11 protein-coding genes are annotated in these 12,143 nt (G+C 61.9%); 6 read left to right on the plus strand and 5 right to left on the minus strand.

The window, feature by feature from the left end:
• Position 1: 1 nt before the first annotated feature.
• Positions 2-2,071 (plus strand): hypothetical protein, encoded by a 2,070-nt coding sequence (locus tag J2J98_RS15405; protein WP_138393031.1) that lies wholly within the window; start codon positions 2-4, stop codon positions 2,069-2,071.
• Positions 2,072-2,205: 134 nt separating this feature from the next.
• Here J2J98_RS15405 and J2J98_RS15410 read toward each other — a convergent pair whose 3' ends face one another.
• A complete protein-coding gene (locus tag J2J98_RS15410) occupies positions 2,206-2,778 on the minus strand; it encodes a GNAT family N-acetyltransferase (protein WP_207601501.1) in 573 nt (190 codons plus the stop codon).
• A 279-nt stretch (positions 2,779-3,057) separates the two neighbouring features.
• On the opposite strand from J2J98_RS15410, the gene J2J98_RS15415 reads away from it, so the two are divergent.
• Entirely contained in the window at positions 3,058-4,044 is a 987-nt protein-coding gene (locus J2J98_RS15415; protein ID WP_207601502.1) for a glutathione S-transferase family protein, read from the plus strand.
• Positions 4,045-4,050: 6 nt separating this feature from the next.
• Here the strand turns inward: J2J98_RS15415 and J2J98_RS15420 are convergent, their stop codons facing one another.
• Positions 4,051-4,530, minus strand: coding sequence for an NUDIX domain-containing protein (locus tag J2J98_RS15420; protein WP_207601503.1), 480 nt, complete (start codon positions 4,528-4,530; stop codon positions 4,051-4,053).
• A gap of 70 nt (positions 4,531-4,600) precedes the next feature.
• Here J2J98_RS15420 and J2J98_RS15425 point away from each other — a divergent pair, with 70 nt between their 5' ends.
• The 4 genes from J2J98_RS15425 to J2J98_RS15440 all read left to right on the plus strand — a co-directional run bounded on the left by J2J98_RS15425 (position 4,601) and on the right by J2J98_RS15440 (position 7,768).
• Positions 4,601-5,509, plus strand: coding sequence for a metallophosphoesterase family protein (locus tag J2J98_RS15425; protein ID WP_207603145.1), 909 nt, complete (start codon positions 4,601-4,603; stop codon positions 5,507-5,509).
• Positions 5,510-5,667: 158 nt separating this feature from the next.
• Entirely contained in the window at positions 5,668-6,228 is a 561-nt protein-coding gene (locus J2J98_RS15430) for a tetratricopeptide repeat protein (RefSeq protein WP_064705771.1), read from the plus strand.
• 186 nt (positions 6,229-6,414) lie between these two features.
• Positions 6,415-6,924, plus strand: coding sequence for an RNA polymerase sigma factor (locus J2J98_RS15435; protein ID WP_207601504.1), 510 nt, complete (start codon positions 6,415-6,417; stop codon positions 6,922-6,924).
• A gap of 1 nt (position 6,925) precedes the next feature.
• Positions 6,926-7,768, plus strand: a complete 843-nt coding sequence (locus tag J2J98_RS15440) for an anti-sigma factor family protein (RefSeq protein ID WP_207601505.1) — start codon at positions 6,926-6,928, stop codon at positions 7,766-7,768.
• A gap of 323 nt (positions 7,769-8,091) precedes the next feature.
• Here the strand turns inward: J2J98_RS15440 and leuA are convergent, their stop codons facing one another.
• The 3 genes from leuA to J2J98_RS15455 all read right to left on the minus strand — a co-directional run bounded on the left by leuA (position 8,092) and on the right by J2J98_RS15455 (position 12,112).
• Positions 8,092-9,810, minus strand: a complete 1,719-nt coding sequence (gene leuA / locus J2J98_RS15445; RefSeq protein ID WP_064705774.1) for a 2-isopropylmalate synthase — start codon at positions 9,808-9,810, stop codon at positions 8,092-8,094.
• Between the two features lie 342 nt (positions 9,811-10,152).
• Positions 10,153-11,382, minus strand: a complete 1,230-nt coding sequence (locus J2J98_RS15450; RefSeq protein ID WP_197491927.1) for a benzoate/H(+) symporter BenE family transporter — start codon at positions 11,380-11,382, stop codon at positions 10,153-10,155.
• Positions 11,383-11,527: 145 nt separating this feature from the next.
• On the minus strand, positions 11,528-12,112 hold the full coding sequence (locus J2J98_RS15455; protein ID WP_064705775.1) for an ATP-dependent Clp protease proteolytic subunit: 585 nt from the start codon (positions 12,110-12,112) through the stop codon (positions 11,528-11,530).
• Between the last annotated feature and the right edge of the window lie 31 nt (positions 12,113-12,143).

The raw sequence follows: 12,143 nt of genomic DNA on the forward strand, positions 1-12,143 counted from the left end.
GATGACCTTCGATTTTTCGCCTTTCCTGCCTTGGCCGATTCTGGCCGCACTGGCCGCCGTCAGCGCTCTCATCGCCGCGTTTGCGATCTGGCGCGGTGTCCGCGGCGCCTGGATCAGGACGCTGGCAGCGGCGGCGCTGCTGACCGCGCTGACCAATCCCGTGCTGCTGCAGGAAGACCGCGATCAACTTTCGACGATCGTCCCCGTCATCGTCGACCGCAGCCAAAGCCAGCAGACACCCGATCGCGTCAAGATGACCGACGAGGCACTTGCCGCCTTGAAGGGACAACTCGCCCGCTTTCCCCAGATAGAACCCCGCTTCGTCGATGTCGAAGGCGACGTCAACTCCGACGTGCCCGCCACCCGTCTGTTCGACGCGCTGTCGGCCAACATCGCCGATGTCCCGCCCGCCCGCGTCGGCGGCGCCATCATGCTGACTGACGGGGAAATCCATGACGTTCCTGCCGCCAATCAGGCACTCGCTTTCGACGCGCCGATCCACGGCCTTGTGACCGGCAAGGCAAACGAGTTCGATCGCCGCATCGAAGTGATCAAGGGACCGCGTTTCGGCATCGTCAATGAGGAGCAGCAGGTCATTCTGCGCGTCTTCGATGACGGCCCGAGCCCCGGCGGCACCGCCGATGTCACGGTGAAGCTGAACGGCAACGAGATCGCGACCCTGCGAGCGACACCCGGCCAGGACACACCTTTCTCCTTCAAGGTTCCGGGCGGCGGCAGCAACGTCCTCGAATTCTCCGTCGCAGAGCTTCCCGGCGAAGTCACCGCCGCCAACAACCGGGCCGTCCACGTCATCGACGGCATCCGGCAGAATCTGCGCGTCCTGCTCGTGTCCGGCGAGCCGCATGCCGGCGAGCGCGCCTGGCGCAACCTGTTGAAATCCGACGCCTCGGTCGATCTCGTCCACTTCACCATTCTGCGTCCGCCGGAGAAGCAGGACGGCACGCCGATCAACGAGCTCTCCCTGATCGCCTTTCCGACGCGCGAGCTCTTCGTCGACAAGATCAAGGATTTCGACCTGATCATCTTCGACCGCTACCAGCATCGTGGCGTGCTGCCGCTGCTCTATTACGACAACATCGCGCAATATGTCGAAAACGGTGGCGCGCTGCTGGTCGCCGCCGGTCCCGAACATGCCGGCCCCGATTCCATCGCGGTGACGCCGCTTTCCGCGGTGCTGCCGGCAATGCCCACCGGGCAGATGATCGAGAAAGCCTTCTATCCCCGACTCTCCGAGGAAGGTCGCAAGCACCCCGTCACGCGCGGCCTGGACGGTTCCAGCGAGGATCCGCCGCATTGGGGCCGCTGGTTCCGCAGCGTCGACGTCGAGAAGCCTGAAGGCGAGACGATCATGCTTGGCGCCGACAACCACCCGCTTCTCGTGCTGAACCGCTCCGGCCAGGGCCGCGTCGCCATGCTGCTTTCCGATCAGGGCTGGCTTTGGGCGCGCGGCTTCGAAGGCGGCGGCCCCAATGTCTCGCTCTATCGCCGTGTCGCCCACTGGCTGATGAAGGAACCGGCGCTGGAGGAAGAAGCCCTGACGGCGCGCGCCTCTGGCCGCACCCTTGAAGTAACCCGCCAGACAATCGGCGACAATCCGGGCAACGCCACGGTGCGCTATCCCTCCGGCAAGACCGAAACCCTGCCGCTCACTCAGACTGAGCCCGGGCTCTACAAGGCCGAGAAGAGGATGGACGAGATCGGCCTCTTCGAAATCCGCAACGGCCCGCTTTCGACGCTCGTCCATATCGGTGCCGTCGATGCCCCGGAATTCAAGGCAATGATCTCGACGACGGATGTGTTGAGGCCGGTTACCGACCGAAGCAAGGGACTCGTCGCCCGCGTCGTCAGTGAAAGTGGCGCGGTCAGCGTTCCGCCGATCCTGCCGGTGCGTGGCCAGGTCCGCGTCTCCGATCACGATCGGATGATGATCCGCATGACCAACGAGACCGTTCTGAAGGGTATCAACACGCTGCCGCTCTTTGCCGGCTTCGCCGGCGTAGGCATCCTGCTGCTCGCCTTCGGCGCCATGTGGTGGCGCGAAGGAAGGTAATCGCATCGATAGCGACGGCTAGGTGACCGCGGCCTATTCCGGATACGCTAAGCGGCGCCGGTCTTACGCGAGGATGCTCACAAAAGCGGACGAAGAGGCCAAGGTACGACACGAGCAGCTTCCTCTGCAAAGCTCTAATAAGACGTATCGCGCCAGGCAATGGGGCCTTTCAGCCGTTCGTGCACACCTTCGGCGATCGGAACGACGAGCACCCGACCTGGATCCACGGGGCCAGGAAAGGTAAGCGCATTGTAGGCAACCTTCTCGAAGCCGAGCGGGCCGTAATAGGGAGGATCGCCGACGAGGATGACGGCTTCCGAACCCTTGCGACGCGCAGCTTCCACTGCGATCCGTACCAACTCCCGGCCGATGCCCATATTTTTGTGCGAGGGACGGACGGCAAGCGGACCGAGCAGATGCCCCTTCACCTTGCCGGCCAGCACCGGCGTCATGCGCACGGAGGCGATCGTCTCGCCATCATCGGCGCAGATGAAGGAGAGCGACAGGTCATGCGGCCCTTGTTCGCGGATTCGCGCCGCCGCCCGCGCGAAGCGGCCCGGACCGAAGGCTTCTTCATTGATGTGTTCGATGGCGGCGTCGTGGGACGCGTCTTCAGTGAGGTAGACGAGATCGTGCTTGTACATGATGACAGAAACCGGATGGACAGATTGATGGGTCGCGAACACGCCTTCGGCGTTCGGGAACATCAGCGTCGTCGCGGGTTTCTGAAAATGAACATCAAGCAGGGTCCTAAATCGTGAGAAGGCCGATAGCAGGAAAAATTTCGGCCGTCCAACGCAAAATGCGCACGACAGCGCCTCGCGTCTTTTCAGAAGCGCAAAGGACGAACTGCCACACGAATGACGTGACGCACTGTTCAATCTTTACCGCCTGCAACGCCCCGCTATCTCACCTATCTTCGATCCGAACGCAATTACCGGTCCGGACACCAATCAGGACCTCTGCCATTTAAGGGAACGAACATCATGGGAATGCTGGTGGACGGCGTCTGGCATGACGTCTGGTACGACACGAAGGAGAGCAAAGGCCATTTCAAGCGGCAGCCCTCGCAGTTCCGCAATTGGGTGACTGCGGACGGCGAGGCTGGGCCTTCCGGAAACGGCGGCTTCAAGGCCGAGGCCGGGCGTTATCATCTCTACGTCTCGCTTGCCTGTCCCTGGGCGCACCGCACGCTGATCTTCCGCAAGCTGAAGAAGCTGGAGGAGCTGATTTCGGTTTCTGTCGTGGATCCGCTGATGCTCGAGAATGGCTGGGAGTTCAAGGTCGGTGACGGCGCCACCGGCGATCACCTCTTCGGCGCCGCCACCCTCTGGCAGATCTACGTCAAGGCCGACCCCCATTATTCCGGCCGTGTCACCGTTCCCGTCCTCTGGGACAAGAAGACCGGCACGATCGTCAGCAATGAATCGGCCGAAATCATCCGCATGTTCAACGGCGCCTTCGATGCACTGACGGGCTCGAAGGCTGATTTTTATCCGGAGAATCTGCGTGCCGAAATCGACGCGCTGAACGCTACCGTCTACGACACCGTCAACAACGGCGTCTACAAGGCAGGCTTTGCCACAACTCAAGAAGCATACGAGGAAAATGTCGGCAAACTGTTCGAAACCCTCGATGTTCTCGACGATCGCCTGGGCAGGGGCCGCTACCTCTTCGGCGACATATTGACCGAGGCGGACTGGCGCCTCCTCACCACGCTGGTGCGCTTCGACCCTGTTTATGTCGGCCACTTCAAGTGCAATATCCGCCGCATCGCGGATTACCGCAACCTGCCCGGCTATCTCAGGGACCTCTATCAGACCGCAGGCGTTGCCGAGACGGTAAACCTGAAGCACATCAAGCAGCATTATTACCGCAGCCACAAGACGATAAACCCGAGCGGCATCGTTCCGGTCGGCCCGACACTCGATCTCGGCAGCCCGCATGGGCGCGACAAGCTGAATGCAGCCTGAAACTTTTTACCAGCGGTGGTCGGGTTCCTGCTCGCCACGAAGTTCGGCGAGGCGGCGATGCGTCGCCTCGGTCGTGCCTTCGGGCAGGCTTTCGAGCGAAAAGAACCCGCTGTCGGATATCTCCCAATCCGGCGGCCTCGGCGCCGTCTGCTCGACCGTCACGCGGTAGAACACGACATGGTCGCGCCGGGTGGTCGTGGTGTTGAAATAGACCTGGACCAGTTGTGGTTTCCCGATGATCCTGAGATTGCCCTCCTCGCGCAGTTCCTTCACCAGCGCTTCTTCGGCCGTCTCGTTGCGCTCCAGCCCGCCTCCGGGCATATGCCAGCCGCCGATATAGCTGTGGCGCACGAGGAAAATACGGCCGTCCTTGTCGAAGCAGGCCGCCCGGACACCCATCGTCATGCCGCGGGCAAAGGAGAAATAGACATGCAGGAGGCGCAGGGCCAGCCTGATGTGAGGGGGGCGCTTCTCTTTATCCACCATCGTTCCGTTTCGGCTTTTCATCGCGCCGGATGTGTTTGATTTGTCAATAAGCTGGTCTATGTCTCGTAGCATGTTCAAGCTCGCGCATATTTCCGACGTCCACCTCGGACCGCTGCCCCGTCTTTCTGTTCAAGAGCTGTTTTCAAAACGCATCACCGGCTTTGTGAACTGGCATCGAAATCGACGCAAGCACCTTTTCGGCAGCACGCTGGATCTGTTGCTCGACGACATCCGCGCTCATCAGGCCGATCATTTGGCCGTCACCGGCGACCTCGTCAACCTGGCCAGCGGCATCGAGATCCGTGCCGCCGCCGCCTGGTTGCGCGCGCTCGGCGATCCTGCCGACACCTCGGTCGTTCCCGGCAATCACGACGCCTATGTGCCGGGCGCCTATGAGAAGTCGATGCGCGCCTGGTACGACTATGTCCGCGGCGACCTCGCCTCGCCGCAATGGCAGGAAGACCGCCATATTTTCCCCTATCTGCGCGTCCGTGACAAAGTCGCGATCGTCGGCTGTTCCACGGCAGTCGCCACGCCGCCCTTCGCCGCCTCCGGCTTTTTCAGCGCTCGCCAGGCCCGCGATACGGTGAACATGCTTCGCGCCGCCGGCGAGGCCGGTCTCTTTCGTGTTGTCATGATCCACCATCCGCCGATCCGTGGCGCCACCACCTTCTACAAGCGCATGATCGGTATCCGCCGCTTCGCAGCCGTCATTTCGACCGGCGGCGCCGAGCTCGTGCTGCACGGCCACACGCATCTGAACACGCTGCACTGGCTGCGCGGCCAAGTGCAGCCGGTGCCCGTCGTCGGCGTCGCGTCGGCCTCGCAGGCCCCCGGCAGCATCAAGCCGCCGGCCGCCTACAACCTCTTCTCCATCGATGGCTCTCCAGGGGCCTGGGAACTCACCGGCGAGCGCTTCAGCCTGAACAGGACAGGCGACGCAATGATGCCGGAAAGCGTCGATATTTTCGCAGGTTAGCGCTGACTTCCGACTCAATTCATGCAGCACTTGAAGCGGTCTTGCCAAGCGCTTCGCCGCCGCCGCAACATTTGTCATGGAGGCCGCTTACCCTCTTGGTATTTTTACCGGTAAGCGTACAATCCGATCAACTGCATCGCCCCAGAACGGAGCCGCCAATGACTTCCCCCTTCCATCGCCTGTGCAGAACCACACTTGCCGCCGGCTTTTTCTTCGGCATGGCGAGCGCCGCCTTCGCGGCCGGCGACAGCAACGACAACACCAATCCTCCGCCGAAGACCGAGACGACCAAGAGCTGCACCGGCGGCAAGGTCTGGGACAAGGACAAGAAGGAATGCGTCACACCGAAGAAGAACAGCTTCAACGATGATGATCTCTATAAGTTCGCCCGCGAATTCGCCTATGCCGGCCAGTATGAGAACGCCATCACCGTGCTCAATCTCGCCCGCGATCAGAACGACCCACGGATCCTGAACTATCTTGGCTATGCCAACCGCAAGGCAGGCCGCATCGAGCTCGGCATGTCCTATTACCGCAAGGCGTTGCAGGCGGATGAGAATTATATTCTCGCCCGCTCCTACATGGGTATGGCGCTGGTGGAACAGGGAGATATCCAGGGGGCGCGCGTCCAGCTCGTCGAAATTCGCGACCGCGGCGGCGAAGACACCTGGGCCTATCGCGCTCTGCTGCAAAGCTTGAACGGCTACAGGACATATTGACGCAAGCTTTGCGGGCTAGATTATGAAAACCCCTAGCGAAAGGGGGATAAGATGACCGAATGCTTGCGGAGTGCAGTAGACTTGTTTCATAAAGCACCTGCATCTCCGGTGACGATAAAGCCGGTTTCGCGTCCGATGGCGAAGCTTTCGTCCGCGAAACCATTGTGAATGCTTCTTGGATAGACAATGCGTCAGCCCGCAACGACCATCGACCTCCGGCGTGATCTCGTCGGCCTTCTGCCCCATCTTCGTCGCTTCGCGATCACGCTCGCGGGCGAAGCGGGTGTGGCTGATGAACTTGTCCAAGCGGTCTGTCTGCGTGCCATTGCCAAGGGGCATCAGTGGAGCGGCGAAGGCCGGCTGGAAAGCTGGATCTATACGCTTGCCCGCCAGCAATGGACTGAGGACAGCCGCAAGCGCAAGACGAAGGCGTCGGCGCGCGGCAACGTCACCGATATCAGAGAAGCTGCGCGCGAACGCTCGGCTTCGGTCGATCCCGACGCCATCCATCGCATGATCGCCGAAATGCCGGAGGGTGTTTCTGCGATCTTTCTGCTCGTCGATGTCGAAGGCCACAGCTATCAGCAGGCGGCCGACATCATGGGCATTTCGGCGGCAAGCGTCGTCTCCCAACTCGCCACAGCAAGGCTGCATTTCGCTGGACTTGCCGGCACCCACCCCATCCACAGGTACTGAATTGCTCGATCTCAGGAAATTGCCGCTCGAAGCCCAGCTCACCGCCCTTCTCGACGGCAAGGTCTCGCCCGAACAACGGCACGAGCTGGAACAGCGTCTGGCGACCGATGAGAATGCGCGCCGCCTGCATGAAAAGCTGCGCCATGGCGCCGATTTCGGACGACGCCGCCTCGACGATGTCCTGAAGGAGCCGGTCCCGCTCGCCCTCGTCCGCTCTATCAAGAGCACGCAGCCGCCAAAGACGCCGATCGCCCAGCGCGCCACGCGCCCGCAGGTGAAACTGGCCCCCAGCGGCCCACAAGCGCTGGCAGCCGCGCTTATCCTCTTCGTCGTCGGTTGCGGCATCGGCTACTTTGCCGGCTCCACCCCGGATGCAGATGAAATCGCCACGACGACCTCCGCCACGGCGCCGGCCAATACCAGCGACTGGCTGAGTGACGTCACAGCCTATCAACGTCTGCTGATCCGCCAGCCGCGTCACCTCGTCGAAGTGCCGGCCTCGCAGGCGGAGGAAATCTCCAGCTGGCTCACAACTGCGATCGGCGTGCCCTTCCGCGTTCCCGATCTCAGCGCCGAATCCTGGACGTTCCAGGGCGCCCGCGTGATTCTCGGCGACAGCCGCCCCGTCGGGCAGCTCGTCTATTCCAACGCCGACGGCGACATCATCTCCATCTGCTTCCGCAAGGATGCGCAGCCGCCCGAGACCGAAGACTTCAAGGAAACGATCCGGGACGAGATCGGCCTCGTGACTTGGCACAATGCCGGCACATCCTACGTTCTCGCTGGTCCCTCCGCCGAAGCCGCCCTCGGCCAGCTCGCCACGAAGATCGCCACGGCGATTTGATTATTGGTGAGACGGTAAGGCCTGCTCCCTCTTCTCCCCAGTGGGGAGAAGTTGGCCCGTGGGTCGGTAAGGGCCCACACGGCAGAGCATTTATTATTGCCCTTCGCTTGCGCTCAGTGCTTCGCTCCTATCGTCGCTCACCCGCTCATCTGCCTGCCGGCATCTTCTCCCCGCTGGGGAGAAGGAACTCGTTGCACCGCATTGCTCCCCACAAACGTTTGCGGTGGAAAAGAGCGGCGGGCAGTTGCTCCCATCGGGTGTAAGCGAGGGGCAGAGCGCATCATCAGGCCACACCGACTCCGCCGCGGCCTGACTCTGTTCGATCAGGCCTTGCCGGCCTTCACCTCGAGCACCCGATTGGCCGCCGAGACGATTGCTTCGAGCGATGCCGCGACGATGTTGGTATTGATGCCGGCGCCAAAGAGCTTGCCGCCGGGATAGGAGGTCTCGACATAGGAAATCGCGGCGGCGTTCGAGCCGTGCTGCAGCGAATGCTCCGAATAGTCCTCGACCGACATCTCGATGCCGAGATAATGCGACAGCGCGTTGATGAAGCCGTCGATCGGACCGTTGCCGCGCCCTTCGATGCGTTTGATCTCACCGTTGTCGGTGATCTCGGCCGCGACGATCCGCTGGCCCTTGCGCTCCGTGTCCGGATACGTGTGGTGGTCGACGAATTTCAGGCGCGCGTCCGGCTGCGTTACGTAGCGCTCGATGAAGCGGTCGTAGATGCGCTTCGAAGGAAGCTCCTTGCCCTCGACATCGGTGATGCGCTGGATGTCTTCGCGGAACTCGACCTGAAGGTTGCGCGGCAGATTCAGCCCGTAATCCTGCTGCAGGATATAGGCGATGCCGCCTTTGCCGGACTGCGAGTTGATGCGGATGATCGCTTCGTAAGAGCGACCGACATCGCGCGGGTCGATCGGCAGGTAAGGCACTTCCCAGACCGGATGGTTGGCGACCTGCGCCGCCTTCATCCCCTTGTTGATCGCATCCTGATGCGAACCGGAGAAAGCCGTGTAGACCAGTTCGCCGACATAGGGGTGACGCTCGCTGATCGCCATCTGGTTCGAATACTCGAACACTTCCTTGATGCGCTCGATGTTCGAGCAGTCGATCCCGGGGTCGACCCCTTGCGTGAACATGTTCAATGCCATGGTGACGACGTCGACATTGCCGGTGCGCTCGCCATTGCCGAACAGCGTGCCTTCGACGCGGTCGGCGCCCGCAAGCAAGGCCAGTTCGGCGGCGGCGATTCCGGTACCGCGGTCGTTATGCGGGTGCAGCGACACGATCAGGTTCTCGCGATTGTCGAGGTTGCGGCACATCCATTCGATCTGATCGGCATAGACGTTCGGCGTCGCCATCTCGACGGTCGACGGCAGGTTGATGATCAGCTTGTTGTCGGGCGTCGGCTTCACCACCTCGATGACGGCATTGCAAATCTCCAGAGCCACTTCCAGCTCGGTGCCGGTGAAGCTTTCGGGCGAATATTCGAAACGATAGCCGCCGCCGGCCTTGGCGGCCATGTCGGTGATCATCTTGGCGGCATCGACGGCGATCTGCTTAATACCCTGCACATCCTTGGCGAAGACGACGCGGCGCTGCAGCTCGCTGGTCGAATTGTAGAAATGCACGATCGGCCGATTTGCCCCTTCCAACGCCTCGAAGGTGCGGGTGATGAGCTCCGGCCGGCACTGCACCAGCACCTGCAGGGAAACGTCAGCGGGCACGTTGCCCTCCTCCACGCACCAGCGGGCGAAATCGAAATCCGTCTGCGACGCCGATGGGAAACCGATCTCGATTTCCTTGAAACCCATATCCAGCAACAGATGGAACATACGGGCCTTGCGGTCGTGACCCATCGGATCGACCAGCGCCTGGTTGCCGTCGCGCAGGTCAACCGAGCACCAGACGGGCGCCTTGGTGATGATCTTTGTCGGCCAGGTGCGGTCCGGAATGTTCACCTGCGGATAGGGCCGGTATTTCACGCCGGCATCGGGCATGCCTTTTGCTGAGGATCGGCTGGTGGTGGTGTCCATTGTCTTGTCTCCTCGTCCGGCATTTGCCCCGCCTCTTAGCCGATCACATCGGGTTTGGCGATAAACAAATACGGACCTTCATCGGTTCGTTGGGTCATTTTGAAAGTGAGTCGCGAGGAGCGATGGCCGGGCGGGCTTTCGGCCGCCGAGCGCTCCTCAAAGGACCCGGCAACCGCGCGTAAGGCCGAGGAGAAGAAGCGAGGTCAGGGCGCACGAGACGTCACGCGCGGCGATGCGGCCGCGTGCAATCATGTCGGAAATCTTGGCGCCAGAGGTCTTCATGGCCGCGCTTATAACCTCGGGCAGCAGAACTGGCAAGCCCTCGCGGCCCGCCGGCTTCCCTCACGCCTGCTGAGCGCGGTCTTTGGACCTCTTCACAAGCCGCGACAGCGCCAGCATCAACCCGCCGGCGATCAATCCCCAGAAGGCGCCTGAAATGCCGCCGAAGGAAACGCCGGATGCGGTGACGAGAAAGGTGATCGCGGCCGCCTCGCGCGATTCCGGCGCCTGGAACGCCGACATCGCCGAGGACGAAAAAGCGCCGACCAACGCCAGCCCCGCCACTGCCTCGATCAGAATGGGAGGCGCGAGCGCCACGAAAGCCGTCACCGCGCCCGCAAGCAGCCCGAGAATGACGTAACCGATGCCGGCGATCAGCGATGCCCAATAGCGCCGTTTCGGATCGGCATGGGCATCCTGCCCGGCGCACATGGCCGCAGTGATCGCCGCCAGATTAATGGCGTGGCCGCCGAAAGGCGCCGACAGCAGTGAGAAGAAACCGGTGACGGCAAAGAGCGGGCCGGGTTTTGGATCGTAGAGATTGACCTTCAGTACCGCGATGCCGGGAATATTCTGCGATGCCATGGTGACGATGAAGAGCGGCAGCGCGATCGAAATAAGGGCGGCGAGATTGAATACAGGCGCGACGATTTCCGCCGTCGGCACCAGCGATCGTTCAAGCGAGGCGAAAGCGCCTTCAGGGATATCGACGCCGAAGGCGAGCACCAGCACGAAGGCTGCGAGTGCTGCCGGCACCGCCCAGAGCCGCTTGAAGGCGCCGACAACGATCCAGGAAATAACGATCGGCAGACCGAGCAGCGGATTGAAACCTATCGCCTTTACAGGCGCGAAGCAGAGACCGATCAGCACGCCGGCGAGCATCGCATTGGCGAGCGGCGCGGGGATGGCGGCAACCGCGCGGCCGAGCGGCTTGAACAGTCCGGCAACGACGATCAGCGCCGCGCAGATGAGAAACGCCCCGACTGCCGCATTGAAGCCACCCTCGACCACCCCGGTGCTTGCAAGCAATGCCGCGCCCGGCGTCGACCAGGCGATGCTGATCGGCAATCGGGTCAAGGCGCTGAGCACGATCGCGCAGATCCCCATGGAGATCGACAATGCCATCAGCCCCGAAGCTGCCTGTGCCTCTGTCGCGCCGACCGCCCGCAGGCCGTGCAGCACGACGGCAAAAGAGCTGGCGGAACCGACGAAAGCAGTCAACAGCCCCATGAACAGGGCCTGGACGGAAAAATCTTTGAGCATGGCGGAACTCGGGCTGCGGGAATGGCGCATGGAGCACGACAGTTGTCGCGCGCGCAAGTCCGGATTCAACTCTTTCTGTCCAGCGGTATGGGCAAGCATAAGCATCATCCAAAAACAAACCGCCCTTGCCTGCGATCGGCAGGCAAGGGCGGTTCAACTGTTTAGGCTGGAAAGCTCAGATATCGGCCTGCGATGTGACGATCCGCGAGACGAGGCCATAGTCCTTCGCCTCTTCCGCCGACAGCCAATAGTCGCGATCCGTATCCTTGGCTATCTTGTCGAGCGGCTGGCCGGTTGCCTCCGCCATGATCTTGTTCAGGCGTTCGTTCATCTTGATGATCTCGCGTGCCTGGATCTCGATGTCGGATGCCATGCCGCGCGTGCCGCCCGACGGTTGATGCAGCAGGAAGCGCGTGTTTGGCAGGCACAGACGCCGCTCCCTCGGAGCCGCCACATAGATCAGCGCACCTGCGGAAGCGACCCAGCCCGTGCCGATCATCCAGACCTTCGGCTTGATGAACTTGACCATGTCATGGATGGAATCGCCGGATTCGACGTGGCCGCCGGGCGAATTGACATAGATGCGGATGTCATCGTCACTGGCCGCGGCAAGCGCCACGAGCTGCGAGCAGACCTTCTGCGCCAGTTCCTGGTTGATCGGTCCATAGATGAAGATCGAACGCGACTTGAAAAGATTCGCCTCCGTTTCCTTGCCGAGCGGCAGTTCCTTCGTCTTGTCGTCCTGTTCTTCGTCGTTCATTCGAACCTCTCGGAGATGAATTCGGGTTCCT

This window comes from Rhizobium bangladeshense (assembly GCF_017357245.1).
Taxonomy (GTDB): domain Bacteria; phylum Pseudomonadota; class Alphaproteobacteria; order Rhizobiales; family Rhizobiaceae; genus Rhizobium; species Rhizobium bangladeshense.